We start from the raw sequence: 26,656 nt of genomic DNA on the forward strand, positions 1-26,656 counted from the left end.
TTTTACTCCGCCAGGCCAGAACTCATTCGGCTCGGCGCTGCATCTTCGTCATGCCGAGCGACACGTTGGAAATCAGTTACATGCGATTCACTTTCAAGCCGCTGGCCGGCACTGCTCAGTTCGTTTTATGGGCGCTTGCTCTGCAGGCAATGCCAGCCCTGGCCGACAGCACACTAGCATTGGGCACAGTAACCGTTACTGGTGAAGAAAAAGGCCCGCTGTCGAGCCACAACATCCTCAGTTCGGTGGATTACGTCGGCAGCGACGTGCTGGAAAAACAACCCGTGCAATACGGCTGGGAGCTGTTCAGCCGTGTGCCGGGCGTGATGCTCACCCAGTTCAACCAGGGCACCACCTCCGGCAAGTTGTCATTCCGTGGCTTTAATGGCGAAGGCGAGGTGAATGCCGTGAAGCTGTTGATCGACGGCATCCCGAGCAACACCAATGACGGCAACATGCCGTTCATCGACATGGTCTTCCCGTTGGATATCGAGGACATCGAGGTGGTGCGCGGCACCAACGATCCACGTTATGGCCTGCATAACATCGCCGGCAACGCCAGCATCAATACCCGCGTCGGCGGCAACGAGGGCAAGCTGCGCATGCGCAGCGGCAGCTTCGATACCCAGGAGCTGCAACTGGTCAAAGGCATCGAGACGAGCAACTGGTCGCAGAACTACTTCGTCGCTTACCAAAAGAGCGGCGGCTATCGCGATCACGCCGACGCCGAACGGCAGAGCTTCGCCGGCAAGTGGTTCTACACCGCCGATGCCGGCTGGCGTGCCGGGCTGATTGCCCGGCATTACGAGGCCGATGCCAAGGAGGCCGGCTACCTGACCCGTGACGATGCCCGTGACGATCCGCGCCAGTCCTACGCCAATAATGCCTTCGATGAAGGCGAGCGCAGCATGGACCAGCTCAGCCTGCATCTGGACACTGATGTCGCCGAGGATCTGGCCTGGTCGAGCAAGGTCTACTTCAACCGCTTTGAGGATCGCCGCTGGACCAAATACTGGATCACCTCGTCTCAGCAGGAGCGCTTCAACAACGAAGACCAGTATGGCGCCATCAGCAGCCTGACCTGGCGGCCGGATGTGCGAGGCCTATATGACTTCGCCCTGGAAGGCGGGGCGGATATCCAGCGTCAGGAGGTGGTCAGCGAGCGCTATCGCACCACTGAGCAGGTGCGTACGGCGAAGATCCGCGACCAGGCCTTCGACCTCACCACCAAGGGAGTCTATGTGCAGGCCGTTATTCAGCCTTGGGAGAGCCTCAAGTTTATTCCTGCCTACCGCGTCGATCAGATCGAGGGGGACTATCGCAACGAACTGACTGGCGAGCGGGCCCGCGCCAACGACTACGGCAACATTCGCCAGCCGAAATTCAGCCTGGTCTATTCCCCCTGGAAGGAAGCCAGTTTCTACGCCAACTGGGGGCGCACCTTCCAGGTCGGTGTCGGCTCCGGCGCCTACAAGCTGGCTGGTCAGGCCGATGACCTCAAGCCTTCGATCAACGAAGGCTGGGAGACCGGTATCAAGTTCAACCCGGTGGTCTGGCTCGATGGCCGCGTGGCGTACTGGGAGCAGCACGCCACCGACGAAGTGCAGCGCAAGCTCAATGATGCAGTCGGTGACTCGGAGAACGTCGGCGAAACCCTGCGCCGTGGCTACGATGTGCAGCTCAACCTGTATCCGGACGATCAGGCGCGTATCTGGCTGTCCTACTCGCGGCAGTTCTCCGAGATACTCAAGGCGAGCCCCAACCTGCCGGCCAGCAAGGGCAAGGAAATGGACCACGTACCGCATCATCTCTACGCCCTAGGGGCCGATTACCAGGCCACTGACAAGCTCAAGCTCAGCGCCTGGGTCAATGGTCAGAGCGACTACTATCTGGAGCGCACCAACAGCACCGGCCAATATGGCGGTTACACCTTGCTCAATCTTGGCGCGGAGTATCGTGTCAGCGAGACGGTGAGCGTGGACGTGCAGATGAAGAACGTCACCAACCGCTATTACGAGTACGTGTGGTACGACCCGGACGGTGCTCAGGATTCGCTGCATGCGCCCGGTGATGGCCGCGCCCTGTATGCCGGATTGACCCTGGATTTCTGATGTTTTCGTTTTCCCACAAGGAGGCAACACCCATGACCCTGAAGAAAACCCTGCTCGGCCTCACCCTGCTGCTGCCGACGCTGTTGGTACAGGCCCACGAGTACGAGGCAGGCCAACTGCATATCGACCACCCGTGGTCGCGCGAGATGCCGCCGGTGGCACCGACTGCTGCTGCTTATTTCGTCATCCACAACAAGGGCAGCGAAGCGGATCGTCTGCTCAGCGCCAGCACCCCGGTGGCCGGCAAGGCTGAACTGCACGAGCACGTGCATGCCGACGGAGTGATGAAAATGCAGCAGGTGCAGGACGTGGCCATCCCCGCCGGTGGCGAGGTGAAGTTCGAGCCCATGGGCTATCACGTCATGCTGTTCAACCTGAAGCAGCAGGCCAAGGACGGTGAGCGCTTCCCGCTGACCCTCAACTTCGAGAAAGCCGGTGCCGTCGAGGTCGAAGTCGCGGTACAGAAGGAAGCGCCGGCAGGTCATGACCATGGTGCCGATCACGGCGAACACAAGCACTGATGATCGCCACCGCAGGTGAGCGAACACTGGCTGCCCGTATTGGGGTAGCGGCGTTCGTACCGGCCTTTGCCAACAGGATGCTGCTGCTCAGCATCCTGTTGGGGCTGTTCGCCTGCGGTCTGCACCATGGCCAGATGAGTGGCCTGAGCCTGAGTGGGCTCGACAGCATTTTTTGCAGTGCCGACGCTGATACATCAGTTGGCACCACAAGCGACAAGAGCCCGACGCAGACGATGTTCATGCAGCTGGGTTGCCCACTGTGTTCGTCGGGCTCACTCGCCGCGCCACTGAATACCTTCGCCTGGGGGCAGGAGTATCTGCCGGCCGTTGCGATGCCATCCAGCGCATTCGGCAACCGGGCGCAAGCGCCGCCGCGCCAAGTGCGTTCGGCGCTCAATCCTCGCGCCTCTCCCCACGACTTCCTCGCCAGCGTTCCAATCGCTTGATCATGCCGGCCCGCGCCTTGGCGCTGCGTGGCATGCATACGTAGTCCATTACGTGGAAGTCGCTTCTGATGAAAACAACAAATACTGCGCTGGTACTGCTCGTCGGTGCCTGCAATCTGGCCTGGGCCAATGGGGAGTCCGAGGGTGTCGTGCTGCCGGACACCACCACCTACGCAACCGAAGGGCGCGCGCTGACGGCCGACAATACGGAGCAAGCCAGGCACGCTATCCAGCGTACGCCCGGCTCGGTTGCGGTGGTCGAGGATGCTGCGTTCAAGAACGGGCCGGCGCAGACGATCAAGGATGTGCTTGGCTGGGTGCCGGGGGTGTTCGCTCAACCACGTTTTGGCGATGACGCCCGCGTGTCGATTCGCGGCTCCGGCCTGTCGCGCAACTATGGTAATCGCGGCATCAACGTGTACGTGGATGGGATTCCGATCAACACCTCCGATGGCCTGGTCGACCTGTTCGAGATTGACCCTACAGCCTATCGCCACGTCGAGGTGTACAAGGGCGCCAATGCTCTGCGCTATGGGGCCAACGCCCTGGGTGGGGCGATCAATTTCGTCACGCCAACCGGCCACGATGCCTCGCCATTCGCCGCACGTATCGATGTTGGCAGCTTCGGCTATCGCAAGTCCCAGGCCAGCACCGGTGGTGTCAGCGGGCCGTTCGACTATTTCGTGACCGGCTCGGTGCAGCGCTTCGATGGTTATCGCGACCATAGCGACGGGCGCCAGAACCGTATGAGCGGCAATGTCGGCTACCGGTTTTCGGATGACGTCGAAACGCGCTTCTACCTCAGTGCCAGCGAGATCAAGCAGCGCCTACCGGGCGAGATGGACAAGGCTGCGGCCTTGAAGTCGCCGCGCCGCGCCAGTGCCGAGTTCGAGCGCCTCGACCAGCAGCGCAACATCGACGCGGTGCGAGTCGCCAACAAGACCAGCTTTCGCTTCGACGATACCCTCCTCGATGTGGGCGTGTTCGGCGTGCAGCGCCACGTGATGCACCCGACCTACCAATGGCTGGACTACGACGTCTATGACTACGGCGGCTTCATGCGCGTGACCGACGAGGGCATGATCGGTGACTACCGCAACCGGCTGATCGCCGGTGTGAACCTGCACAACGGCAAGATCGACAACAAGCAGTACCTCAATCTGGGCAATGCGGTGAAGGGCGACCTGGCATCCTCCAACATCGACAAGTCGAAGAATGCCTCGGCCTATGTGGAGAACTCCTTCTTCATCCGCTCGGATCTGGCGTTGATCGCCGGCGCGCAGTTTCAGCATTCGGTGCGTGATCGTCGCGACCGCTTCCTGAGCGATGGCGACCAGTCCGGCCGCCGCAGCTACGACCACTTCAGCCCCAAGATTGGTGTGCTGTGGGATGTCGATGCCAGTTGGCAGGTGTTCGCCAATGTCTCGCGTAGTGCCGAAGTGCCGACCTATGACGCCAACAGCTTCGCCTCGCCAGCCAGCACCTCGGTCAAGGCGCAGACCGCTACCACCTACGAGGTCGGCAGCCGTGGCCAGCGCGAGGATTTCAACTGGGATATCGCCCTCTACCGCGCCGAGATCGACAACGAACTGCAATGCCTGACTACGGCGCCCTGGAGCCCGTGCAGCGTAGTGAATGCCGACAGCACCGTGCATCAGGGACTGGAACTTGGCTTCGGTCTGGCCCTGCTCAGGTCGTCCCTGAGCCAAGGTGACAGCCTGTGGTTCAACACGGCCTATACCTACAGCGACTTCTTCTTCGATAACGACGAGCGTTACGGCAACAATGAGCTGCCGGGTGTACCGAAGCATCACGTGCGTGCCGAGCTGCTCTACAAGCATCCGAGCGGCGTCTACGCCGGACCGAACATCGAGTGGGTGCCGGACGGCTACTACGCCGACAACGCCAACCAGATGACCACCGACCGCTACACGCTGATCAACTTCAAGCTCGGCTACGAGGCCAGCGGTGGCTGGTCGGGCTACCTGGAGGGACGCAACCTGGCCGACACCCGCTATATCGCCAACGTCGCCATCGCCGGCAGCGCAACCGAGGCCTCGGAGCTGTACAACCCAGGCACCGGACGCGCGCTGTATGCCGGCGTCCAGTTCCAGTGGTAACGGAGTTTCCGGCATGAGCCTGCTGCTGCGGTGCTGGCGCTGATGGGGATGAGCGCCGGCAGGCGACTGCTTGGCGCCCAACTTGGGCTGCTGGCATTCGTCCTGATCGCCTTTGCACCCCTGTTCTCGCAACTGCGCGCCGACAGCAGCGATTGGTCGTGGCTGGCCGAGCTGGCCTGCCACGATGGCAACGAGAAGAGCAGCAGCGCGCCGGTCGATGCACCGCAGCGTTATTCGCTGGATGCCTGCGCCTACTGTTCGCTGCTGATCAACAGCCCTGCACTGGGCTGCCAGGACTGGGCCCGTTTCGACATCTCCGTGGTACAGGCTGTACCGCCGCTATTGCGGCGTCAGCCCGTACTGCAATTGCGTTTCCCCGCATCGCAGTCACGAGCGCCACCTGTTATTGCCTGATCACCGCGAACGAAGCTCGTCGAGCTTCTTGTGCCTCGCAGTGCCGAGGCTGAACCGGATCAGGAGCATGAACCCATGCGTTCATATCGACTCAAGGCGATGCCGCCGGTACGCCGTGCCATTGGCGAAACTTTGTTTCCCGACTACCCGAGCAACGCGCGCTCGTTCATCGCGCTGGATGCCAAGCTGCTGCCGTATTGGCACCTGCTGTACGACCTGTGCCCGTCGCTGCTCAAACTCGACCCGCCTGAAGGCGTGGAGCTGTTTCGCAGCTTCATGATCTGGGCCTATCGCCGCCAGCCCGCGCAGGACTGGACCTTTCATATCAGTGTCTGTCGCTGGCTGCTGCTCTCGGAATACGCGCCGCGGGTCACCACCGAGCAGGTGGAGAGCCTGCTCTCGGCGGCGGCTGCGCGCTGGGTGACCAGCGATGCCAGTTCCGCCCAGGGCATCCTGCTCGCCTGCAGTGCGCGCCCGCTGACATTGGTCGATTGGAAGAACCAGGATGCCGCCCAGGACGAAGACATTCAGGTGCTGCCGCCGGCCCGTTACGACTTTGCCTGGTCACCGTTGAGCCGCTCTGGCGTGGGCGGTTTCCGCCGTTGGTTGCGCATACCGGAATGATAATTCTGCGACAAGCCGCCACACCTGTCGTAAGGCGCCATGAGCACGGGATTCCCGGGCGCTCTGTGGCGGCTTGTCGCAGTTGAGAGGGCTGGGATAGCCCCATAGCATGTGCGGACTTCGGGTTGGAATATGTCTTGTCTGGGCATCCACGGTTAAGCCCGAAGTCCACTTTATCGACGGTGTTCGGTGGCCGGCTCTCCCGCAAGGGAGGGCCTGCTTTTTTGCGCCTGGCGCACGAGACCGTCGCTGACAAGAACAACAGTTGCAACCGATGAGGCTTGAATCATGAACAAACTCGCTCTGCTTGCCTTTACCCTCGGCCTGGCGGCTGCGGCCAATGCCGCGCAGGACCCTGAGGCCGTGTTCAATCGTTCCTGTGGCATGTGCCACAACGGCCAGCTACCCACCGCGCCGAAGAAAGGCGATGCCGCGGCCTGGGAAGCGCGCAAGGCACAGGGCATGGAGACGCTGGTCAAACACGTCACTGAGGGCTTCAACGCCATGCCACCGCGCGGCCTGTGCATGGATTGCTCGGCTGAGGACTACCAGGCCGTGATTACCTGGATGGCCAAGTAACCCTCCCGCCACCCAGGTTTATGCGGCGCTGAGTCGCAGATCGACGAGGCTCGCACGACTGCTACAGTTACTGCCCATGAAGTCATCCCGCCAGCACCGACCACTGATTGCCTGGATGCTGTATTTCAGTGTCCTGTTCGCAGCGCTCGCCTGCGCGATCAGTCATGGGCAGATGGCCGGGATGCAGCTCAGCGGGCTGGATGCGCAGTACTGCTCCTTCGACGGCAATTTCGGCGCCGGGGCCGATCTCGACGGCTCCGGTGTCGTGCCGCTGGGGTTGTTCGGCAGTGGCGGTTGCGCCATGAGCTCCAGCTTCAGCGCCATCATCCTGGCAGCGTTCTTCGGGTTGTTCGGCCTGCTGGCCGGCGAAACGATACGCCCGCTGTCGCGCGTAAGCCCCGCATCGCGTAGCCGCTTTCAGTGGCCATCGCTCAACCCCAGAGCCTCTCCGCGTACCTGAAGTCTGGTCGTCCAGCCAGGGCTCAGCCGAGCCCGACACCTAATAAAAGCTGCCAACTTTCAGGTATTCGCATGTCCGTTTTCGCTATCCGGGGCCACGGCTCCGCTTCGTCCCGTTTCGCCCTGTCCACCCGCAACCTGCGCTGGCGCCATGCCTTCGCCGTGGCCTGTGGCCTGTGTTCCATTACGGCCTTGCAGGCTGCCGAGGAGCATGTGCACGAACTGCCGCCCACGGTGATCACAGCAATTCAGCAAAGCTCGCCGCTGACCGTGGTGGCCGACCCCAAGGACCCACGCCAGCCGGTGCCGGCCAGCGATGCGGCCGACTACCTCAAGACCATTCCCGGTTTCTCCGCGATTCGCAGCGGTGGCAGTAACAGCGATCCAGTATTGCGCGGCCTGTTTGGCTCGCGCCTGCTGCTGCTCACCGATGGCGGGCAGATGATCGGCGCCTGTCCGGGGCGGATGGACGCGCCCAGTTCCTACATTTCGCCAGAAACCTTCGATCGGCTGACCGTTACCAAGGGCCCGCAAACCGTGATCTGGGGGCCGGGTGCTTCGGCTGGGGTGGTGCGTTTCGACCGCGAGCCGGAGCGTTTCGGTGAGCTGGGCGCGCGCCTGCATGCCAGTGTGCTGGCCGGCTCCAATGGCCGTTTCGACCGGACCCTGGATGGCGCCGTGGGTAGCGAGCAGGGCTACCTGCGGGTGATGGGCAACCGCTCGCAGTCGGACGATTACGACAACGGTGATGGTGACACCATCGCCTCGCGCTGGGACAAGTGGAACGGCGACGTGGCCCTGGGCTGGACGCCGGATGCCGATACCCTGATCGAACTCACGGCTGGCCGTGGCGATGGCGAAGCGCGCTACGGTGGTCGTGGCATGGACGGCACTCAGTTCAAGCGCGAAAGCCTCGGCCTGCGCATCGAGCGTAGTAACCTCGGTGGCGTGCTGGATAAGGTCGAGGCCAAGGTCTACTACAACTACGCCGACCACATCATGGACAACTTCCGTCTGCGCGTGCCGGACCCGAGCAGCATGATGGCCGGGCCGATGGCGGCGCAGGTCGACCGCCGCACCCTCGGTGCACGCCTGGCCGCGACCTGGAAGTGGGATGACATCGAGCTGATCACCGGCGTCGATGCGCAGCGCAGCGAACACCGCCAGCGCAGCTCCAGCGGCGGCATGATGGGCATGCCTTACGTCGACGCTGATCGCTTCCCCTGGGACAAGGACGCGCTGATGCACAACTACGGAGTGTTCGCCGAAGCCACCTGGAGCCTGGCCGAGCGTGATCGACTGATCTCCGGCGCACGCCTGGATCGCGCCTCGGCCAAGGACTACCGGCAGAACTTCAGCGACATGATGGGCATGACCACGCCCAACCCGACGGCGGGCGAGACCCGTGCCGATACCTTGCCCAGTGGTTTCGTGCGCTACGAGCACGACCTGTCCGGCTCGCCGACCATCGTCTATGCCGGCATCGGCCACGTGCAGCGTTTCCCCGATTACTGGGAGCTGTTCTCCGCCGGTCTCAATGGCCCAGCCGGCGCGGACAACGCCTTTGATGGCATCAAGCCGGAGAAGACCACCCAGCTCGATATCGGCATCCAGTACCAGGACGACAAGCTGCAAGCCTGGGCCTCGGCCTATGCCGGGCAGATCCGCGACTACATCCTGTTCGACTACCGCGGCATGAACACGCAAGCTGACAATGTCGACGCACGCATCATGGGCGGAGAACTGGGCGTGGCCTACGCCTTCGACTCCAACTGGAAGGCCGACGCGACCTTGGCCTACGCCTGGGGCAAGAACAGCAGTGATGGTGAAGCGCTGCCGCAGATGCCGCCACTGGAAGCGCGCCTGGGCCTGACCTACCAGCGCGACGACTGGAGCGTCGGCGCCCTGTGGCGTGTGGTCGATGGCCAGGGGCGCATCGCCGAAGGGCGTGGCAACGTGGTGGGGCAGGACTTCGGTGACAGTGCTGGCTTCGGTGTGCTCTCGCTCAACGGTGCCTACCGCGTGAGCAAGCAGGTCAAGCTCAGCGCCGGTGTGGATAACCTGCTCGACAAGAACTACGCCGAGCACCTCAACCTGGCAGGCGACGCGGGCTTCGGCTTCCCGGCCGAGACCCGTATCGACGAACCGGGTCGTACCCTCTGGGCCAAGGTCGATTTCGACTTTTGACGCGCCTACTTGTGGGAGGGGCTTTAGCCGCGACGGGCAAGGCCCCAGTCCCACTGCAGTTACTGCGTAGCCCGGATGCAATCCGGGAGTTGTTCTGTCGACCTCCCCGGATTGCATCCGGGCTACGATTTTTTCGCGCGCTAATACGGCCTTAAGGTTGCTGCGCGAAAGTAGTCCCCGCAGACCCACTTTCCCCTGCATCCGAGAGGACTTCACCATGCGCAAACTGCTTCTGCTGTCTCTGGCCCTGGTCAGCCCGCTGACCTTCGCTGCTACCCAATGCACCACCGCCGACAAGGCGCAGTGGCAGGATCAGGACAAGTTCCAGGCCGACCTGAAAGCCCAGGGCTACGAGATCAAGAAGTTCAAGGTCACCGGCGGCAACTGCTACGAAATCTACGGCCACAACAAGGACGGCAAGAAGGTCGAAATCTACTTCGACCCGGTCAGTGGTGATGCCGTCAAGAGCAATGTGGAAAGCTGATGAGCGCCGCGACCGTGCGCCTGTGGGACCCAGTGGTGCGCTTGTTCCACTGGTCCCTGGCCGGCGCTTTCCTGGCCAACTACTTCTTCACCGAAGAGGGCGAGAACTGGCATCGCTGGTTCGGCTACTACGCGGTGGCCTGGCTGGCGATCCGTCTGGTGTGGGGCTTCGTCGGTACGCAGGCGGCGCGTTGGGCGGATTTCTGGCCGAGCCGTGCGCGTTTGCGCGAGCACCTGCGTGCGCTGGTTTCCGGGCAGCCGTATCACCGCCTGGGGCATTCGCCGCTGGGCGCGTTGGTGATGATCTTGATGATGACGTTGATGCTCGGCCTGGGTGTGACCGGCTTTCTGATGGAGGAGGTCGATTATTTCTGGGGCGCGGATCTGCCGCTGGAAATCCACGAATTCTGCGCCAACGGCCTGATGGCGTTGGTCGGCCTGCATATCGCCGCCGCCCTGTTCGAGAGCTATCGGCTGCGCGAGAACCTGCCGTTGTCGATGGTGACCGGCAAGCGGCGCAAGCTTTCGGAACACTGAGTGTACAGTCGCGGCTAAAGCCCCTCCCACGAAGCGTGGGTATTGTGGGAGGCGCTTCAGCGGCGATGCTCTTGCTTAGGTCAGGCGCGCGTCCAGGCTGTTCTGCGCCAGGCGTTTGGCCTGTGCCTCGGTCATGCCCAGGTGCTCGTGCAGGGCGGCGAAGTTCTCGCCGACGTAGCCGCCGAAGTAGGCCGGGTCATCGGAGTTCACCGTCACCTTCACGCCGCGCCCGAGCATCTCGAGGATGTTGTGCTGGCCCATGTGTTCGAACACGCACAGCTTGATGTTCGACAGCGGGCAGACGGTCAGCGGGATCTGCTCGTCGATGATGCGCTGCATCAGCCGCTCGTCTTCGATGGCGCGTACGCCGTGGTCGATGCGCTTGATCTTGAGCAGATCCAGCGCTTCCCAGATGTACTCGGGCGGGCCTTCCTCACCGGCATGCGCCACCGCGTGCAGGCCTTCGCTGCGTGCCTTGGCGAACACCCGTTCGAACAGGCGGGGCGGGAAGCCCTTTTCCGAGCTGTCGAGGCCGACGCCGATAAAGGCATCGCGGAACGGCATGGCCTGTTCCAGGGTCTTGAACGCCTCTTCTTCAGGCAGATGGCGCAGGAAGCTGAGGATCAGGCCGTGGCTGATGCCCAGCTGTTTCTCGCCGTCGAGCAGCGCCTGCTGGATGCCACGCAGTACCACCTCGAAGGGAATGCCACGGTCAGTGTGGGTTTGCGGGTCGAAGAAAGGTTCGACGTGGATGACGTTCTGCGCCTTGCAGCGTTGCAGGTAGGCCCAGGTCAGGTCGTAGAAATCCTGCTCCGTGCGCAGCACGTTGGCGCCGGCGTAATACAGGTCGAGAAATTCCTGCAGGTTGTTGAAGGCATAGGCCGCGCGCAGGGTTTCGACATCGGCCCAGGGCAGGGCAATCTGGTTGCGTTCGGCCAGGGCGAACAGCAGCTCGGGTTCGAGCGAACCCTCCAGATGCAGATGCAGTTCGGCCTTGGGCAGGGCATTCAGCCATTCGGGCATGGTCGGGTTCTCGTTGTCAGGCTTGGGTAGCAGCAAAGTTTAACCGCTGGGACAGGATCGTGCTGTGCCACCTGGCCGGCTGCGTAGGGTGGACATCGCTTTTCATGTCCACCGATGTGCAGGCCCCGATGCTGAAGGGTGGATGAAAAAAGCGTCATCCACCCTGCGCGGCTGTTTCGTGATTGCCCCTACTCAGGGGCGAGCAATGATGTAGGGCGTACTCGCGAAGCAGTACGCCGTGCGTTGCGATGGCGTTCCCGGCCTGGTCTGGCGGACTGTTCGCTTCGCTACGAGCGACCGGCGTCCCGGTCCGCCCTACATCGATGTAATGGCTCGCCTTACGCAGGGGGCATCTCCTCACGTCGATAGGCATAGGTATCGGCGAAGCGCGACAGCAGGTACTCGGCGCTGGTCACCGGTGTGTACTTGGCCGGGTCATCCGCGCTGGAGCAGTTCGGCAGGCAGTCGATCAGTGTGTCGGGATGCGGTTCGGCGAAGAACGGCATCGAGTAGCGATCCACCCCCAGTGGGCTGATCACCCGATGTGGCGTCGAGGTGTACCGGTCGTTGCTCCAGCGCGCCATCATGTCGCCGATGTTGACCACGAAACTGCCGGCAATCGGTGGCGCGTCGATCCACTCGCCATCGCGTGCACGCACCTGCAGGCCGCCGGCATCGTCCTGGTAGAGCAGGGTGATGCAGCCGTAATCGGTGTGTGCGCCAGCGCCTTGCTGATCACTGCTGGTGGCGGTGTGGCGCGGCGGGTAATGGATCATGCGCAGCACGCTGATCGGCTCATGGAAACGTGCGTCGAAGAAGTCGTGCTCGATCTCCAGCGCCATGGCCATGGCGCGCAGCAGGGTCTTGGCCAGGTCCTGCATGTCGGCGTAATGCTGTTCCATCAGCACAGCCCAGCCGGGCATCTCCGGGTGACGGTTCGGACCGCGCAAGGGTTGGCCGGCCAGCACCTCGGGGTGTTCGGCGGGCATGTGGAAACCCATGTCGAAGGTTTCCTTCAGATCGCTCGGTTTGCTCGGGTCGAGCTGCTCGGTGGCGATGGCGCCGTAGCCACGATGGTGGGCGGTCTGGGTGATATCGATCCTGAGTTTCTCTTCGGCGGGCAGTGCGAAGAAGGTCTTCGCCGCGCTGAGCAGGGCGTCGATACGCTGATTGCTGATCGGGTGACCAACGATATAGAAGAAGCCCCAGTCGCGGCAGGCGCGGTCGATCTGCTCGGCGACGGCAGGCCAGGCCGAAGCGTCGTCGGCGTAGAGAGGGGCGATGTCGATGATGGGTAATGCGTTCATGTTGAGCCTCGGGTGGGCGTTGCTGCGAGTCTTCTCGTACCCAGGGCAGCGATGCGTGGCACCAAAGGCCGGCGCCACGGTGATGCGGTTCTGCTGAGATAAGCAGGGACGGCATCGGTGATTTCCAAATTATCGCGGCTGAAGCCGCTCCTACGGACGCAGGAGCGGCTGGGCGGTATTGCGCTTCAGTCGCGATGCTTTACGTGTTTACTTCGGCATTTCGGCCTTCACGTTTTCCACGTAGTAGTTCATCGAGGCCAGCTCGGCGTTGGTCGCACTCACGCCCTCGGCGATGCGTACCGCGCCACTTTGGTCCTTGATCGGGCCGGTGAAGGGGTGGAACGCGCCGCTGCGAATGTCGGCGATGATCTGCTCGGCTTCGCTCTTCACGTCAGCCGGCACCAGGTCGCTGATCGGCAGCTCGATGGTGTCCTCGGCCAGGCCACCCCAGAAGTCCTGCGGCTGCCAGGTGCCGTCGATCACCGCCTGGGTGGATTTGACGTAGTGTGGGCCCCAGTCGTTGACGATGGAGGTGAGCACTGCCTTGGGTCCGAAGTGAGCCATGTCCGAGGCGTAGCCGACGGAGTAGATGCCACGGCGCTCGGCGGTCTGGATCGGCGCCGGGCTGTCGGTGTGCTGGAACATCACGTCCACACCCTGGTCGATCAGCGCGTTGGCGGCGTCGGATTCCTTGCCCGGATCGAACCAGGTGTTGACCCACACCACCTTGATCTCGGTGCCCGGGTTGTATTTGTCCAGCGCCAGCTGGATGGCGTTGATGTCGCGGATCACCTCGGGGATCGGGAAGGAGGCGATGTAGCCGACTTTCTTGGTCTTGGTCATCTTCGCCGCGAGGAAGCCGCCGACATAGCGGCCTTCATAAGAGCGCGACAGGTAAGTGCCGACGTTCTTGTCCTGCTTATAGCCAGTGGCGTGTTCGAAAGTCACCTTGGGGAATTGTTTGGCCACCTTGATCGTCGGGTTCATATAGCCGAAGGAGGTGGTGAAGATCAGGTCGAAACCGCCCTTGGCCATGTTGCGTATCACCCGCTCGGCGTCGGCACCTTCCGGCACGTTCTCGACGAAGCTGGTGGTGACCTTGTCGCCCATTTCCTTGATCAGCATCTGCCGGCCTTGTTCGTGCTGGTAAGTCCAGCCGTGGTCGCCGATAGGGCCGATGTAGACGAAGCCGACTTTCAAGGGATCGGCGGCGGAGGCGCTGAGCATGGCGCCAAAGCCCAGGGCGGCGACGAGGGTGCGTAGCAGCGGTTTTTCGCTCTTCTCGAACATGGTGGGTGCAGCTCCAGTCTTGGTATTGGGATGGCCGTTGGTTGGCTGATCCCATGACTGCAAAAAGCTGACCAACAAGACAGATAGCGGCGTTGCTGCCGTTCTGGCTGTTGGCCTGGCTCGATGCTGGAGCTGGATTGGTGCGTGGTGTTGTGAAGTGCCGTGTTGTGGTGCGTAGGTACTGGGCTCGCATTGATGAAACGACGGTCGCGGCTGAAGCCCCTCCCACAGGTTGGTGCTGTTTTTGTGGGAGGGGCTTTAGCCGCGACTCAGGCGGTTAGCTGATGTCAGCCGGCGATCAGCTCACGCGCCGCCTGGCGGTGATCGGCGATCAACTGCGCCATATCAAGCCCTTCGATCTGCCCATCGATAACGCGCCAGGTACCGCCGATCATCATCCGGTCGGCGCGGTCGGCGCCGCACAGCAGCAGCGCCGAAAGCGGATCGTGGCTGCCGGAGAAGCGCAGCTCATCGAGCTTGAACAGCGCCAGGTCGGCCTGCTTGCCCACCGCCAGCTCGCCGATATCGCTGCGCCCCAGCAGTTTTGCCGAGCCCTTGCTGGCCCAGCCAAGCACGCGCTGCGGGGTGATCTGCTCGGCGCCGTAGCGCAGGCGCTGGATATACAGCGCCTGGCGCGCTTCGAGGATCATGTTCGAGGCATCGTTGGAGGCCGAGCCATCGACGCCCAGGCCCAGCGGCGCACCGGCGGCCTCCAGCTCGACACTGGGGCAGATGCCCGACGCCAGGCGCATGTTGGAGCTGGGGCAATGACAGATGCCGGTGCCAGCAGCGCCCAGGCGGGTGATCTCGTCGGGGTTGAAATGGATGCCATGGGCCAGCCATGTGCGTGGGCCGAGCCAGCCGACGCTGTCCAGGTAATCCACGGTGCGCAGGCCAAAGCGCTGCAGGCAGAAGTCTTCCTCGTCGAGGGTTTCGGCCAGGTGGGTATGCAGGCGCACGTCCAGCTCCTCGGCCAGTTCGGCGCTCTGGCGCATGATTTCCTGAGTCACCGAGAAGGGCGAGCAGGGCGCCAGGGCGATCTGGATCTGCGCCCCGTCGCCGCGCTCGTGGTACTGGCCGATCAGGCGCTGGCTGTCCGCCAGGATCACCTCACCCTGCTGCACAGTTTGCTGCGGCGGCAGGCCGCCGTCGGCTTCGCCCAGGCTCATCGAACCGCGGGTGAGCATGGCGCGCATGCCCAGTTCGCGTACCGCTTCGACCTGCACGTCGATGGCGTTCTCCAGGCCGCCCGGGAACAGGTAATGATGATCGGCCGCTGTACTGCAGCCGGACAGCAGCAGTTCGGCCAGCGCCACCTTGCTGGCCAGGGCGAGCTTTTCGGGAGTGAGGCGTGCCCAGACCGGGTAGAGCGTCTTCAGCCAGGGGAACAGCGGCTGGTTGACCACCGGCGCCCAGGCGCGGGTGAGGGTCTGGTAGAAGTGATGGTGGGTATTGATCAGGCCTGGCAGCACCACGTGCTCGCGGGCGTCGAACACTTGCTGGCAGGGCGCGGCAGGTTGCTGGCCTTTGCTGAGCACTTCGACGATGCGGCCATCCTCGATCACCAGGCCGCCGGAAGCGTCCAGGTCATTGGCGGTGAAGATGGCGAGGGGGTTCTTGAGCAGGCTCCTCTGAGGTTGATGTCAGGTAAGCCAGCTCAGTGTTGACCCTGTCTGCTGATCCAGGTGCGTCGGAAATGACGTGCGCGGAAGATAGCTGACTCTGGAGTCAGGGGCAACAAGCCTGTCGCGGCTGAAGCCCCTCCCACAAGAATGGCACTTGTCTGTGGGATCGGCTTTTGTGGGAGGGGCTTCAGCCGCGACTCTCCCAAGCTCAGAGCCATACCGAATCCCACAATGGATAATCGCCCACCCGGTTGACTAAGCCGGCCCTTAGAGGATTGGCGACGATGTACCGTGCGGCGGGCAGAACATCCTCTTCCCGGCGCAGCGCTCGGTCATGAAAACCATCCTGCCAGAGCTTTCCCTGACGACCGACCAACGCGTTGATTCGCTTGGCACTGCGTCCCTTGATGCGCCGCATCAGGTCGCTGATCGAGCCTTGCTGCATTGCAATCAGCCAGTGCAGGTGATCCGGCATGAGCACCCAGGCCAGTGATTCGGCCAGGCCGTCCTGCTGGGCGGCTTTGAGTTCTGCAACGACGAGCCGACCAACAGTGAGATCCGAAAACAGCGTTTCGCGGTTTTCGGTCGTAGCGGTGAGTAGATAGATGCGTTGTGTTTCCGAGAAACGGCCAGCACGCAAACTGGCTGAGTGGGGCATTCCTTAGCCTCCCGATTGGGGTGTGGCTGAAGGTATAGCCGAAAAAAGCTTGTCGCGGCTAAAGCCCCTCCCACAGTGCGATACGACACCTGTAGGCGGGCTTTTGTGGGAGGGGCTTCAGCCGCGACTAGTAACGGTTGAGCATCAATGCCCCGGCTGCCAAGGCTGGCTCAGCGACACTGGCGCATACAGGCGGGTCTTGATCGCATCGCGCGAGAGCAGCACCAGCACCACGATGGTGGCGACGTAGGGCAGCATGGCCAGCAGGTTCGACGGGATCGACAGGCCGATGCCCTGCGCCACCAGGTGGAGGATGCTGGCCAGGCCGAACAGGTAGGCGCCGAGCAGCACACGGAATACGCGCCAACTGGCGAACACCACCAGCGCCAGGGCGATCCAGCCGCGGCCGGCGGTCATGTTTTCCGCCCACATCGGCGTGTAGGCCAGCGACAGGTAACCGCCTGCCAGACCAGCCATTGCGCCGCCGAACAGCACCGCCAGGGTACGCACGCGCAGCACCGGCAGGCCCATTGCGCTGGCAGCGTCCGGGTTCTCGCCGACGGCCTGGATGATCAGGCCGACACGGCTTTTCAGCAGCACCCAGACCACCAGCGCAAAGAGGGCGAAGGACAGGTAGATCAGCACGTCCTGAGCGAACAGCATGCGTCCGATCAGCGGGATGTCGGACAGCAGCGGGATGACGATGGGCTCGAAACCGCTCAGCGGCTTGCCGACCCAGGCGGCACCGACGAAGGTGGAAAGACCCACGCCGAAGATGGTCAGGGCCAGGCCGGTTGCTACCTGGTTGGCGTTGAAGCCCAGCGCCACGGCGGCGAACAGCAGCGACAACAGCATGCCGGCGACGACGGCCAGCAGCACGCCCAGCCACAGGCTGCCGGTGCTGAAGGCGACGATGAAGCCGATCACTGCGCCGAACAGCATCATGCCTTCCTGGCCGAGGTTGAGCACGCCGCTCTTCTCACACACCAGCTCGCCCAGGGCCACCAGCAGCAGCGGTGTGCCGGTGCGCACCATGGCGTAGAAAATATTGGTCAACAGATCGAGATCCATGGGGATTCCTTTGCATTCATGCTCTTTGTGGGAGGCGCTTCAGCGGCGAGCTTTTGTCGCGGCTAAAGCCCCTCCCACAGTCAGGTGGTCGCTTCTGCGAGGCGCTCGCGCTTCGCCCATTTCCACTTCAGCCGGGGCCGGTAGAGGATCATCACGTCACAGGCCAGCAGGTAGAACAGCATCATCCCCTGAAACAGCTGGGTGATCGCCTGCGGCAGGTTGAGGTTCATCTGCGCGTTCTCGCCACCCAGGTACAGCAGCGCCATCAGCAGGCTGGCAAACAGAATGCCGAGCGGATTGAGACGGCCGAGAAAGGCCACAGTGATCGCTGCGTAGCCATAGCCGGGCGAGACCTGCGGTACCAGTTGGCCGATCGGCCCGGCCACTTCGCCGACGCCCGCCATGCCGGCCAGGGCGCCGCTGACCAGCAGGGCGAACCACACTAGGCGCTTCTCGCGAAAACCGACGAAGCCGGCGGCGCGCTTGTCCAGGCCGAGCACCTTGATCTGGAAGCCAAGAAAGCTCTTGTGCAGCAGTACCCACACCGCCACCAGGGCCAGCAGCGCCAGGTACAGGCCGCCGTGCAGGCGTCCGTCCTCGCTGACCAGCGGCAGGCGGCTGGCATCGCCGAACATGGCCGACTCAGGGAAGTTGAAACCGGCCGGGTCTTTCAGCGGCCCATGCACGAAGAACAGCAGCAGGTTCAACGCGATGTAGTTGAGCATGATGCTGGTTAGGATCTCGTTGGCGTTGAACTGGGTGCGCAGCCAGGCGGTCAGCCCGGCCCAGGCCGCACCGGCAGCGGTGCCGGCCAGCACCACCCAGGCCAGTGCCCAGCGGCTTTCCCAGTCGATCAGTTGCAGCGCCATGGCGCTGCCGGCCAGCGCGCCGATCAGCAGTTGGCCTTCGGCGCCGATATTCCAGATGCGCGCCTGGTAGGCCACCGCCAGGCCTAGGGCGCACAGCAGGATCGGCAGTGCCTTGACCAGCAGCTCAGACACGCCGTACCAGTCGCTGACCGGGGCGATCAGCAGGGTGTGCAGGGTTTCCAGCGGGTCATGGCCGAGCAGAGTGAACAGCAGCATGCCGCTCACCAGCGTCAGTACAGCGGCCAGCAGCGGCGACAGCCAGAGCATGGGGCGCGACTCCTGGCCGCGCGGTTCCAGGGATAACAGCATGACGGGCTCCGTCAGCAGGCCGCAGCAGCGGCGGGTTGATCGAATTCACCGGCCATCCAGCGGCCGACTTCCACGGTGGATACCTGCGCCGTCTCGGCCAGCGGCGACAGCCGCCCGCTGCACAGCGCGCCGATGCGGTCGCTGATCTGGAACAGCTCGTCGAGGTCTTCGGAGATCACCAGGATCGCCGCGCCGGCATCGCGCAGGGCGATCAGCGCACGGTGGATGGCCGCAGCGGCGCCAACGTCCACGCCCCAGGTCGGGTGCGCGGCCACCAGCAGTTTCGGGTTCTGCAGAATCTCACGGCCAAGGATGAACTTCTGCAGGTTGCCGCCGGACAGGCTGCGTGCAGCGGTGTCGGCATCCGGCGTCTTCACCGCGAAGCGCTGGATGATCTGCTCGGCCAGCGCGCGTACCTTGCCGCGCTGCACTAGGCCGCCCTTGACCAGGCCCTGACCGAAGGCAGTGAGCAGAGCGTTGTCCACCAGGCTCATCTCCGGCACCGCACCATGGCCGAGGCGCTCGGCGGGCACGAAAGCCAGGCCAAGCCGGCGCCGCGCATCGGGATGCAGATTGGCCACTGGCGCAGCATCCAGGCTGACTCGCTCGCGCTCGCCACGGGGCAGGCGCGTTTCGCCGCTGAGCAGGGCGAGCAGCTCGTCCTGGCCATTGCCGGCCACCCCGGCGATACCGACGATCTCGCCGCTGCGCACCTCCAGCCGAATGCGCTCCAGCGAACAGCCGAAGGGATCGGGGTTGTGCCAACTGAGGTCATCTACGCGCAGCCGTGGCAGGCCGCCGCTAACTTTCGGGTAACTGCTTTCCAGCCCCTCGGCGTCGCCGACCATCAGCCGCGCCAACTCCAGATCCGAGCACTCGGCCGGTACGCAATGGCCGGACACCCGCCCAGCGCGCAGTACCGTGGCGCTCTGGCACAGCGCGCGCACCTCGCCGAGCTTATGGCTGATGAAGAGGATGCTGCAGCCCTCGGCGGCCAGGCGGCGCAGGGTGACGAACAGCTCGTCGGCCTCCTGCGGGGTAAGCACCGAGGTCGGTTCGTCGAGGATCAGCAGCTTGATGTCCTGCATCAGGCAGCGGACGATCTCCACCCGCTGGCGTTCGCCGATGGACAGGCTGTGCACCAGGCGCGTCGGCTCCAGGGCCATGCCGTAGCGCTGCGATACCTCGCGGATCTTCGGCTCCAACTGCTTCGGCGTACCGGCCTCCGCGCCCATGGCCAGGGCGATGTTCTCGGCCACGCTCAGGGTCTCGAACAGCGAGAAATGCTGGAACACCATGCCAATGCCCAGCCGGCGCGCCATGGCCGGGTCGCGCATCGTCAGCCGCTCACCCTGCCATTGAATCTCGCCGCTAGTGGGTTGAGTGACGCCGTAGATGATCTTCATCAGCGTGCTCTTGCCGGCGCCGTTCTCGCCCAGCAGGGCGCGGATTTCGCCTGGGGCGATGGTCAGGTCGATACGGTCGTTGGCCAGGCAGCCGGGGTACTGCTTGCTGATGGCGGTCAACTGCAAGCGTGGGGAGTCGGGTGAGGCAGACATGGAAAGCGCTCATGGAAATAACTGAGCGGGGTTAAAGCAAAAACTTGGCCAAGGGGTCAGAAAATGCGCTGGCACGAGGTTCGCCCACTGCTACGAGTTTTTTAGCGCCCACTATTGGTGCTCGCCTCTGCGTGCGCAGCGAAAGGCGCACCTTATTTGCGCGCTCGCGGTTATAGCGGCTACGACGTTATGGGTGACGCTCGTGTAGGAGCGGCTTCAGCCGCGATTCGTAACCCCAAAGCCTCGACGTCCCAGATTGGCGACCTTCTGGCGGAGGTAATCTGGATTCAGCGCCGCGATACCCAAGTTGTGTGGTCATGAGGGTTATTACTGCGCTCAATCCACCCCACAACTGCGCTGCCTGTATTCGTGCGTCAGATAAAAAAGCCCATCACAGCCAGTATCCACAGCAAGGCGCAGGGAATGATGAACAGCAGGTTCTGGCCGCTGATCCGTGCATTGCTCTGCCCATCCTCATCACCGCTGGCCTGGTTGGCTTGTCGCTGGATCTGCGCCAGAGGAAAGGCTGGCGCCATTACGCAGCCGAGCAATAGCAGCAGGTCGAGAGCACCGTTCTGGATATCCACCCGTGACAGGCCATTGGTGACGAAGAGCAACAGGACATAGAGCCAGGCGGTGCCCGAGTAATCCCATGATCCCAGACCCTGGCGCTGCTGGTGCTCGCTGATCAGGCGGCACAGCGAGTGGGTGTAGAAAATCTGAAAGAGTGAACGTGCCGCCGGGATGATGTGTTTCGGCAGCATCGTGGCGCGCTGACTGTCCCACTGCTTGTAGAACCAGTAGAGGGAGTACAGGCCGAAGGTGGTGAAATTCAGCAGGTAGAGTTTGTTCTCTGAGGTGACGAAGAAGGCGGTACGGGAGGGCGATTGTTCGTCCAGCAGTTCGGCTTTGGGAGGCTGATACAGGTTGTCCATTGACCTGGTTCCGATTGACGGTGGTGGGAGGCTCGCATCCGGCGAGTTTTTGAAGCACGCAGTATACGGATTCTTTGCCTGTGCACGCTGGCGAAATGGCGTTGGCCTATCCGGCCCGGTAGAAAGGCGGAGCGTCGCACTCTCGCTGGTGCCTGGGAGCTATCGTCTTAAGCCGCTATGCGTGTGCGAGTTGGCGTCGCATTTCAATGAGCTGATGTTCGCCGACGATTTCAACTTCCTTGATGAACTCAAACCCGAATTTTTCGTAATAGCCTTTCAGGTGGCTGTGCGCATGAAGTTCAATGGAGGTGGCGCCTATCTCTTGCGCATGCTGCATCAATGCCTGGACAACGGCCGACGCAACTCCCGCGCTCCGATAAGCCTGACTGACCGCCACCCTGGCCAGGGTAGAAGACCTGTCCTCTTTCAGTGTCAGGCGGGCAGTAGCAATTGGCTCACCCCGTTCAGTTGCCAGCGCATGGAAAGACTCTTCATCCAGTCCATCAAGGTCCAGCTCCGCAGGAATCCGTTGCTCACATGTGAAGACCTGATAGCGGATACCTTGAGCCAGGCGGATCAACGCTGGGTCATTACCGATGTTTACTTCCATCGTTATTTTTCTCCAACACAATTGCACGGCCTGCCAGGTGGCAGGCCGATATCCAGCGCTGACGCTCACCAGGGCAGCGGCTTGCCCTCGAAGTCGAGATAGCGCAGGCCGGGTTGGCCTACGGCGGTGCTGACCTGCCGGACCATGCCCTTGCAGCTGCTGTCGATATCCAGCGGCGCGTCGGCGCCGCCCATGTCGGTGCGTACCCAGCCAGGATGCATCAGCACTACGCCAAGTTTTGGGTTGTCCTGAGTGCGTACGAAGCACTGCACGAGATGGTTGAGTGCGGCCTTGCTGGCGCCGTACAGCGGCATACCCAGGCCGGCACCGGTCTCGATGCTGCCGAGGATCGAGCTCATGAACACGATCAACCCATGCTCGGCGGCCAGCTGCGGCAGCAGGCGTTCGGCCACGCGTAGCGGGGCGACGGCGTTGGTCAGGAACAGCTGGCCCATTTCCTCGGCAGTGGCCTGAGCGGTGCTGTGGTGGTCGGGGCCGGCGACGCCGGCGTTGACGAAGATGACGTCGAATGACTGACCGCTCAGGCGGTCGGCCAGTTGCGCGAGGCTGTCCGGATCGGTCATCTCCAGTCGCTCGACACACACGCCGGGCAGTGCCTGCAGCGGCGCTTGTTGTGCGGCGCTGCGCACGGTGGCGGTCACGGCCCAGCCCTGGGCGGCGAATTCACCGGCCAGACCAAGGCCGAGGCCGCGTGAGGCACCGATGATCAGGATGGATCGAGGGGCAGTCATGTCAGGCTCCATGAGAGATGAGAACGGTGAATCAGGATAGCGCACTTATTCCGTCAACCAGGCCCCCTGGCTACGGCCATGGCCGGTCTGCTGGTCGTACTGCCGCTCCTGCTCGGCATGTCGCTGCAGGATGGCATTGGCGCGCTGATTGGCCTGTTGTTGCAGCTCGGCGCAACTGGGGTATTCGGGCGTTGCCAGCAGGGCGGCGTCGATCTCGGCGGCGGCAGCCTGGCCGATGCGGTAATGGCCCAGCTCATGCTCGCGCAGTGCGTTCAGGTACTGCTCAAAACGCTGGCGCTGCTGCGCATCGCCGCCGCCAAGGCGGGGCAGGGTGATGGTGGCGTGCAATTGGGTGCGTGTGAGGTCTATCTGGCAGCGACCGTCGCGTTGCTCGCGCCACCAGAAATTCCACTGCACCTTCCAGCGGGTATAGGCGTGGTAGATCTGACCGTCCTGGCGAATCGGCGAGGCCTGGTCGATGGCGCGGCTGAGGGACTCGCCAGACGCCACCTGCAGGTCGTAGTACTGCTCCTGCAACTGCTCCTGGACTTCGGCCAGGGCCGGCAGGGCCAGCCATAGCAGCGGCAGCAGTGCAGTAGTCGTCCGCTTCATAGCGCCCTCAGGCTTTCGCGGCCGCGGCTGATATCGCCCAGCAAGCGCTCCATCGCGGCGCGCTCGGCCGGCGCCACGGCCAGGTGCAGGTGTGCGCCGGTGGCGTCGTAATCCTCGCGCTCGATCAGGCTGTCGAACTCGTTCAGACGCGCCTTGAACACCGGCAGTTCGGCGAACTGCAAATGACAGGTGAAGGATTGGCGCAGCACCAGTTCGCGGCGCTCGCCGGCCTGCAGGCATTTAGCCGCGTTGCCGCCGTAGGCGCGGGCCAGGCCGCCGGTGCCGAGCTGGATGCCGCCGTACCAGCGAATCACCAGCACCACGACCTGATCGCAGTCCTGCCCTTCGATGGCAGCGAGGATCGGCCTGCCCGCGGTGCCGCCCGGTTCGCCGTCGTCGTTGAAGCGGTACTGATTGCCGACCTTCCATGCCCAGCAGTTGTGCGAGGCCGCCAGGTCGCTGCGGCTGTCGATGAAGGCTTGTGCTTCGGCCGCGCTGGCAATCGGTGCGGCGAGGGCGATGAAGCGGCTCTTGCGAATCTCCTCGCGGTATTCACAAGGGCCGAGCAGGGTGAAGGCCATCAGGCTTTGGCAGCAGGCGTCAGGCCGCAGCCCTTGAGGATGATCTGCACCAGTTGATCAGAGGCTTGCTCGAAGTCCTGCTTGGTCAGGCGCGAGCTCTGCTTCACGCGGCAGATCTGCGAGGCGAAGTCGGCGTAGTGCTGGGTGCTGCTCCACAGCAGAAAGATCAGGTGGATCGGGTCGACCGGGTCCATCTTGCCGGCGGCGATCCAACCTTCGAACACGGCGGTACGGCCACGGAACCAGTCCAGGTAGTTCTGGTTGAAGTACTGCGACAGGCAGTCGCCACCGCTGATCACTTCCATGGCGAAGATGCGCGAAGCCTTCGGCTGGCGCCGGGAGAATTCCATCTTGGCGCGGATGTAATGCTCCAGCGCCTCGGCCGGATCGTCGTCGACCGTGAGGTTGTTGAAGGTGCTGTCCCACAGTTCGAGGATATTGCTCAGCACCGCCAGGTACAGCCCCAGCTTGTTGTTGAAGTAGTAGTGCAGGTTGGCCTTCGGCAGGCCCACGTTCTGCGCGATGGTGTTCATGCTGGTGCCCTTGAAGCCGTGCCGGGCGAACTCCTCCTCGGCAGCCTTGATGATGGCTTCTTCGTTCTTCTGGCGGATACGCCCGGCGGGTTTGCCGTTGGAGCTGTGGGCGGGGACTTCGAAGGTCATGGGGTGATTCCGAACTGATCAGGGAGCGGGGCGTTTGCACAGATACCCCAGCGCCGCCTGGGTGACAAGCGTTACGGCGTGAAAAAGCCCGTTTGCGTCGGCTGCGTCACCCCAGGGCGGCCGTGAGCGGGTCTCGCTTACGGCCACGCGGGTCATACCTTGAAGTTGGCAATCAGGCCATGCAGGTTGCGGGTCATGCCGGTCAGCTCGTCGCTGACGTTCACCGTGCTCTGCGCTTCATGGGCGTTGCTGTCGCTGAGGCTCTTGATCTCCAGGGTGTTCTGCTCGACGCCCTGAACCACCGCAGCCTGCTGCTCGGCGGCCGAGGCGATCTGGATGTTGTGGTCGATGATCTGATCCATGCTGCCGGTGATCTGCTCGAAGATGTTCGCCGTCAGGGTGATCTGCTCGACGCTCTGCGCCGCGCTCTGGTGGCTGCCACGAATGGTCTTCACCGCGCTGCCGACTTGCTGGCGCAAGCGACCGATGGTCTGGTCGATCTCGCCGGTGAGCTCGTGGGAGCGAATAGCCAGGCTGCGTACTTCGTCGGCGACCACGGCAAAGCCGCGGCCCTGTTCGCCAGCACGTGCGGCCTCGATGGCGGCGTTGAGGGCGAGCAGGTTGGTCTGCTCGGCGACGCTCTTGATCAGGTCGACGGCCTTGGCGATCTCCTCGCTTTCCTTCTCCACCGAGGTGATGGCGCCGATGGAGTCGTCCATCTCGCTGAACAGCTGGTTGATACGTGACACCGCATGGTCGACCTGCACGCGGCCTTCGCGGCATTTCTCGCCCGCGGTATTGGCCTTGTCGGCAGTCACGTGGGAGTTCTGGCTGACCTCCTGAACGTTGCTGACCAGCTCGCTCATCGAGGTAGCGATCAGTTCCAGTTCATTGGCTTGACGCTCGACGCTGCGCTGGCTGGTGGAGGCGCTGTCGCTGACGCTCTGCGCCTTGTCCAGAGTGGTTTCGGAGAAGCGTGCGACCTGCGCGATCAGCTCGCTCATGCGCGTCTGCATCTCGTTGAAGTCCTGGGCCAGGTCGCCCAGCTCGTCACGCGCGGCGGTCTTCACGCTTTGACGCAGGTCACCTTCTGCCATGCGTCGGGTGGCATTGGTCAGGTCGCGAATGGCGCCGCGCACTGATAGGTAGAAACCGACGAACAGGTACACCAGCAAGGCGATCACCACCAGCAGGGTGCCAGCCCACAGCACCAGTTCGCGCAGGTCGGCGTCGGTGCGAGCCTGCAGCAGGCGCGTGGTTTCCTGCAGCAGCAGGCTTGCGGCCTTGTCCAGCTCGGCTACCTGCGGGGCGTAGGAATCGTAGCGCTGCAGCCAGTGTTCCACCGCGTTCTGGTCGAAGTACCCGCTCTGCGTATAGGTGTCGACGATCTCGCGTTTATACAGTGCGGCAGCATCGCGGGCTGCGCCTGTCATCAGTTGCTGCGCGTCGGCGTTGCCCTTGGCCTCGATCCCGCCAGCGTAGCGTTGCAGGATGCTGAGCTGGTTGGTGATGGCCGAGCGCGACGAGGATTCGAGGAAACCGTAGGCGGTCATGTAGCCGGCGTAGGTGCGGGTCTGGGTCAGCACGTCGTACAGCGGCAGCAGTTGGTTGAGCAACAGGTCCATGTTGCGGTAGATGCGTGGATTGCTGTCCTGGCTGAGCTTGGACATGGCGGCGATCTCGCGCATGTTGGCGCTCAGGTCGTGTACCGAGCTGACGTGCTCGATCATTTGCGAGCTCAGGCCCTGTGTCGAGAGCTTCTTGTCCATGCTGAAGCCGGGGTCGCTTTCGGCGAGCTTCATGTCGGCGAACACGCCGCTATCGAGGCTGGCATTGAGTTCCGCGATGGCCGCGACGAAGCTCTGGCTGCGGCGCTCGATCTCCTGCTTGGCGTCGTCCTTGTTACGCGCATAGCCGATCACGTGCATGCCGGCCTGCTCCAGCGCCTGACGATACACCGGCAGGTACTGCTCGATGGTCTGCAGGCCCTGCAGCTCGTGCTGCGATTGTTCCAGCGTGGCGTTGACGTCGAGCAGCTTGCTCACCGATAGCCAGCAGTAGGGCAGCATGAACACAGTGAAGATCAGCAGGAATTTGTGGGCGTAACGCGCGCGGTTCATCAACGCCAGAACCGGTTTGAAGAAGAACATCATGAGCCTCGAGAACCAGGAATAACGACAGCCGAGTGGCCGGCCATGCGAAGGGAGTAAGCGCAGTGCGATCATCGCCCTGGCGATTTGCCAGCAAGAAACTTGCCGTCATTAATATGGCGACATGATATCGGCGTTCTGCACCGGTAAGTCTGGTTTCGA

26 protein-coding genes are annotated in these 26,656 nt (G+C 63.0%); 11 read left to right on the top strand and 15 right to left on the bottom strand.

The genetic code is table 11. The features are described 5' to 3' along the window. The first annotated feature begins 149 nt into the window (after window positions 1-149). The 11 genes from RTH74_RS23770 (at window position 150) to RTH74_RS23820 (ending at window position 10,481) form a co-directional block, all read left to right on the top strand. Complete coding sequence (locus RTH74_RS23770) at window positions 150-2,111, top strand: TonB-dependent receptor domain-containing protein (protein ID WP_316916313.1); 1,962 nt, start codon at window positions 150-152, stop codon at window positions 2,109-2,111. 32 nt (window positions 2,112-2,143) lie between these two features. Then, window positions 2,144-2,632: a copper chaperone PCu(A)C gene (locus RTH74_RS23775; protein ID WP_316916288.1), complete on the top strand. Its 489-nt coding sequence runs from the start codon at window positions 2,144-2,146 to the stop codon at window positions 2,630-2,632. Next, on the top strand, window positions 2,632-3,078 hold the full coding sequence (locus tag RTH74_RS23780) for a DUF2946 family protein (RefSeq protein WP_316916289.1): 447 nt from the start codon (window positions 2,632-2,634) through the stop codon (window positions 3,076-3,078). The genes RTH74_RS23775 and RTH74_RS23780 overlap by 1 nt, the downstream gene beginning before the upstream one ends. A gap of 68 nt (window positions 3,079-3,146) precedes the next feature. Continuing rightward, on the top strand, window positions 3,147-5,198 hold the full coding sequence (locus tag RTH74_RS23785) for a TonB-dependent receptor (protein ID WP_316916290.1): 2,052 nt from the start codon (window positions 3,147-3,149) through the stop codon (window positions 5,196-5,198). A 48-nt stretch (window positions 5,199-5,246) separates the two neighbouring features. Beyond that, window positions 5,247-5,612, top strand: a complete 366-nt coding sequence (locus RTH74_RS23790; protein ID WP_316916291.1) for a DUF2946 domain-containing protein — start codon at window positions 5,247-5,249, stop codon at window positions 5,610-5,612. 75 nt (window positions 5,613-5,687) lie between these two features. Then, window positions 5,688-6,236 carry a putative natural product biosynthesis protein gene (locus RTH74_RS23795; protein WP_316916292.1) on the top strand — a complete coding sequence of 183 codons (549 nt, stop codon included), beginning with the start codon at window positions 5,688-5,690 and terminating at the stop codon, window positions 6,234-6,236. Between the two features lie 288 nt (window positions 6,237-6,524). Beyond that, window positions 6,525-6,815 carry a c-type cytochrome gene (locus RTH74_RS23800; RefSeq protein WP_099526188.1) on the top strand — a complete coding sequence of 97 codons (291 nt, stop codon included), beginning with the start codon at window positions 6,525-6,527 and terminating at the stop codon, window positions 6,813-6,815. Between the two features lie 76 nt (window positions 6,816-6,891). Further along, complete coding sequence (locus tag RTH74_RS23805) at window positions 6,892-7,275, top strand: DUF2946 domain-containing protein (protein ID WP_316916293.1); 384 nt, start codon at window positions 6,892-6,894, stop codon at window positions 7,273-7,275. Window positions 7,276-7,346: 71 nt separating this feature from the next. Continuing rightward, window positions 7,347-9,461, top strand: a complete 2,115-nt coding sequence (locus RTH74_RS23810; protein ID WP_316916294.1) for a TonB-dependent copper receptor — start codon at window positions 7,347-7,349, stop codon at window positions 9,459-9,461. Between the two features lie 217 nt (window positions 9,462-9,678). Beyond that, window positions 9,679-9,945 carry a PepSY domain-containing protein gene (locus RTH74_RS23815; RefSeq protein WP_316916295.1) on the top strand — a complete coding sequence of 89 codons (267 nt, stop codon included), beginning with the start codon at window positions 9,679-9,681 and terminating at the stop codon, window positions 9,943-9,945. Then, on the top strand, window positions 9,945-10,481 hold the full coding sequence (locus RTH74_RS23820; protein WP_316916296.1) for a cytochrome b/b6 domain-containing protein: 537 nt from the start codon (window positions 9,945-9,947) through the stop codon (window positions 10,479-10,481). The genes RTH74_RS23815 and RTH74_RS23820 overlap by 1 nt, the downstream gene beginning before the upstream one ends. A gap of 75 nt (window positions 10,482-10,556) precedes the next feature. On the opposite strand, the gene RTH74_RS23825 is transcribed toward RTH74_RS23820, so the two are convergent. The 15 genes from RTH74_RS23825 to RTH74_RS23895 all read right to left on the bottom strand — a co-directional run bounded on the left by RTH74_RS23825 (window position 10,557) and on the right by RTH74_RS23895 (window position 26,494). Further along, window positions 10,557-11,504 carry an adenosine deaminase gene (locus RTH74_RS23825; RefSeq protein WP_316916297.1) on the bottom strand — a complete coding sequence of 316 codons (948 nt, stop codon included), beginning with the start codon at window positions 11,502-11,504 and terminating at the stop codon, window positions 10,557-10,559. 338 nt (window positions 11,505-11,842) lie between these two features. After that, entirely contained in the window at window positions 11,843-12,811 is a 969-nt protein-coding gene (locus RTH74_RS23830) for a 2-oxoglutarate and iron-dependent oxygenase domain-containing protein (RefSeq protein ID WP_316916298.1), read from the bottom strand. Window positions 12,812-13,018: 207 nt separating this feature from the next. Then, window positions 13,019-14,101 carry a BMP family ABC transporter substrate-binding protein gene (locus RTH74_RS23835; RefSeq protein ID WP_316916299.1) on the bottom strand — a complete coding sequence of 361 codons (1,083 nt, stop codon included), beginning with the start codon at window positions 14,099-14,101 and terminating at the stop codon, window positions 13,019-13,021. Window positions 14,102-14,388: 287 nt separating this feature from the next. Then, window positions 14,389-15,726: an 8-oxoguanine deaminase gene (locus RTH74_RS23840; protein ID WP_316916314.1), complete on the bottom strand. Its 1,338-nt coding sequence runs from the start codon at window positions 15,724-15,726 to the stop codon at window positions 14,389-14,391. A 208-nt stretch (window positions 15,727-15,934) separates the two neighbouring features. Next, window positions 15,935-16,384, bottom strand: a complete 450-nt coding sequence (locus RTH74_RS23845; protein WP_316916300.1) for an REP-associated tyrosine transposase — start codon at window positions 16,382-16,384, stop codon at window positions 15,935-15,937. 144 nt (window positions 16,385-16,528) lie between these two features. Then, complete coding sequence (locus tag RTH74_RS23850; protein WP_316916301.1) at window positions 16,529-17,455, bottom strand: ABC transporter permease; 927 nt, start codon at window positions 17,453-17,455, stop codon at window positions 16,529-16,531. An 80-nt stretch (window positions 17,456-17,535) separates the two neighbouring features. Then, window positions 17,536-18,633, bottom strand: coding sequence for an ABC transporter permease (locus tag RTH74_RS23855; protein ID WP_316916302.1), 1,098 nt, complete (start codon window positions 18,631-18,633; stop codon window positions 17,536-17,538). A gap of 11 nt (window positions 18,634-18,644) precedes the next feature. After that, window positions 18,645-20,192: an ABC transporter ATP-binding protein gene (locus RTH74_RS23860; RefSeq protein WP_316916303.1), complete on the bottom strand. Its 1,548-nt coding sequence runs from the start codon at window positions 20,190-20,192 to the stop codon at window positions 18,645-18,647. Window positions 20,193-20,566: 374 nt separating this feature from the next. Next, window positions 20,567-21,127, bottom strand: coding sequence for an MFS transporter permease (locus RTH74_RS23865; protein ID WP_316916304.1), 561 nt, complete (start codon window positions 21,125-21,127; stop codon window positions 20,567-20,569). 175 nt (window positions 21,128-21,302) lie between these two features. Next, entirely contained in the window at window positions 21,303-21,737 is a 435-nt protein-coding gene (locus tag RTH74_RS23870) for a GNAT family N-acetyltransferase (protein WP_316916305.1), read from the bottom strand. A 65-nt stretch (window positions 21,738-21,802) separates the two neighbouring features. After that, complete coding sequence (locus RTH74_RS23875) at window positions 21,803-22,489, bottom strand: SDR family oxidoreductase (protein ID WP_316916306.1); 687 nt, start codon at window positions 22,487-22,489, stop codon at window positions 21,803-21,805. A 45-nt stretch (window positions 22,490-22,534) separates the two neighbouring features. Then, a complete protein-coding gene (locus RTH74_RS23880; protein WP_316916307.1) occupies window positions 22,535-23,101 on the bottom strand; it encodes a DUF922 domain-containing protein in 567 nt (188 codons plus the stop codon). Further along, window positions 23,098-23,682 carry a YigZ family protein gene (locus RTH74_RS23885; protein WP_316916308.1) on the bottom strand — a complete coding sequence of 195 codons (585 nt, stop codon included), beginning with the start codon at window positions 23,680-23,682 and terminating at the stop codon, window positions 23,098-23,100. The genes RTH74_RS23880 and RTH74_RS23885 overlap by 4 nt, the downstream gene beginning before the upstream one ends. After that, complete coding sequence (locus tag RTH74_RS23890) at window positions 23,682-24,344, bottom strand: TetR/AcrR family transcriptional regulator (protein ID WP_179544044.1); 663 nt, start codon at window positions 24,342-24,344, stop codon at window positions 23,682-23,684. Before RTH74_RS23890 ends, RTH74_RS23885 begins: the two co-directional genes overlap by 1 nt. Window positions 24,345-24,496: 152 nt before the next feature. After that, the gene (locus tag RTH74_RS23895; RefSeq protein ID WP_316916309.1) at window positions 24,497-26,494 is read right to left on the bottom strand and encodes a methyl-accepting chemotaxis protein; all 1,998 of its coding nucleotides are present in this window, start codon (window positions 26,492-26,494) and stop codon (window positions 24,497-24,499) included. Between the last annotated feature and the right edge of the window lie 162 nt (window positions 26,495-26,656).

Origin of the sequence: Pseudomonas sp. zfem001, assembly GCF_032621725.1 — a bacterium.
Classification (GTDB): domain Bacteria; phylum Pseudomonadota; class Gammaproteobacteria; order Pseudomonadales; family Pseudomonadaceae; genus Aquipseudomonas; species Aquipseudomonas sediminis.

Excerpts from the sequence above, each read along its gene's own strand:
- RTH74_RS23770 (WP_316916313.1), top strand. The coding sequence starts at position 150 with ATGCCAGCCCTGGCCGACAGCACACTAGCATTGGGCACAGTAACCGTT.
- RTH74_RS23775 (WP_316916288.1), top strand. The coding sequence starts at position 2,144 with ATGACCCTGAAGAAAACCCTGCTCGGCCTCACCCTGCTGCTGCCGACG.
- RTH74_RS23780 (WP_316916289.1), top strand. The coding sequence starts at position 2,632 with ATGATCGCCACCGCAGGTGAGCGAACACTGGCTGCCCGTATTGGGGTA.
- RTH74_RS23785 (WP_316916290.1), top strand. The coding sequence starts at position 3,147 with ATGAAAACAACAAATACTGCGCTGGTACTGCTCGTCGGTGCCTGCAAT.
- RTH74_RS23790 (WP_316916291.1), top strand. The coding sequence starts at position 5,247 with ATGAGCGCCGGCAGGCGACTGCTTGGCGCCCAACTTGGGCTGCTGGCA.
- RTH74_RS23795 (WP_316916292.1), top strand. The coding sequence starts at position 5,688 with ATGCGTTCATATCGACTCAAGGCGATGCCGCCGGTACGCCGTGCCATT.
- RTH74_RS23800 (WP_099526188.1), top strand. The coding sequence starts at position 6,525 with ATGAACAAACTCGCTCTGCTTGCCTTTACCCTCGGCCTGGCGGCTGCG.
- RTH74_RS23805 (WP_316916293.1), top strand. The coding sequence starts at position 6,892 with ATGAAGTCATCCCGCCAGCACCGACCACTGATTGCCTGGATGCTGTAT.
- RTH74_RS23810 (WP_316916294.1), top strand. The coding sequence starts at position 7,347 with ATGTCCGTTTTCGCTATCCGGGGCCACGGCTCCGCTTCGTCCCGTTTC.
- RTH74_RS23815 (WP_316916295.1), top strand. The coding sequence starts at position 9,679 with ATGCGCAAACTGCTTCTGCTGTCTCTGGCCCTGGTCAGCCCGCTGACC.
- RTH74_RS23820 (WP_316916296.1), top strand. The coding sequence starts at position 9,945 with ATGAGCGCCGCGACCGTGCGCCTGTGGGACCCAGTGGTGCGCTTGTTC.
- RTH74_RS23825 (WP_316916297.1), bottom strand. The coding sequence starts at position 11,504 with ATGCCCGAATGGCTGAATGCCCTGCCCAAGGCCGAACTGCATCTGCAT.
- RTH74_RS23830 (WP_316916298.1), bottom strand. The coding sequence starts at position 12,811 with ATGAACGCATTACCCATCATCGACATCGCCCCTCTCTACGCCGACGAC.
- RTH74_RS23835 (WP_316916299.1), bottom strand. The coding sequence starts at position 14,101 with ATGTTCGAGAAGAGCGAAAAACCGCTGCTACGCACCCTCGTCGCCGCC.
- RTH74_RS23845 (WP_316916300.1), bottom strand. The coding sequence starts at position 16,384 with ATGCCCCACTCAGCCAGTTTGCGTGCTGGCCGTTTCTCGGAAACACAA.
- RTH74_RS23850 (WP_316916301.1), bottom strand. The coding sequence starts at position 17,455 with ATGGATCTCGATCTGTTGACCAATATTTTCTACGCCATGGTGCGCACC.
- RTH74_RS23855 (WP_316916302.1), bottom strand. The coding sequence starts at position 18,633 with ATGCTGTTATCCCTGGAACCGCGCGGCCAGGAGTCGCGCCCCATGCTC.
- RTH74_RS23860 (WP_316916303.1), bottom strand. The coding sequence starts at position 20,192 with ATGTCTGCCTCACCCGACTCCCCACGCTTGCAGTTGACCGCCATCAGC.
- RTH74_RS23865 (WP_316916304.1), bottom strand. The coding sequence starts at position 21,127 with ATGGACAACCTGTATCAGCCTCCCAAAGCCGAACTGCTGGACGAACAA.
- RTH74_RS23870 (WP_316916305.1), bottom strand. The coding sequence starts at position 21,737 with ATGGAAGTAAACATCGGTAATGACCCAGCGTTGATCCGCCTGGCTCAA.
- RTH74_RS23875 (WP_316916306.1), bottom strand. The coding sequence starts at position 22,489 with ATGACTGCCCCTCGATCCATCCTGATCATCGGTGCCTCACGCGGCCTC.
- RTH74_RS23880 (WP_316916307.1), bottom strand. The coding sequence starts at position 23,101 with ATGAAGCGGACGACTACTGCACTGCTGCCGCTGCTATGGCTGGCCCTG.
- RTH74_RS23885 (WP_316916308.1), bottom strand. The coding sequence starts at position 23,682 with ATGGCCTTCACCCTGCTCGGCCCTTGTGAATACCGCGAGGAGATTCGC.
- RTH74_RS23890 (WP_179544044.1), bottom strand. The coding sequence starts at position 24,344 with ATGACCTTCGAAGTCCCCGCCCACAGCTCCAACGGCAAACCCGCCGGG.
- RTH74_RS23895 (WP_316916309.1), bottom strand. The coding sequence starts at position 26,494 with ATGTTCTTCTTCAAACCGGTTCTGGCGTTGATGAACCGCGCGCGTTAC.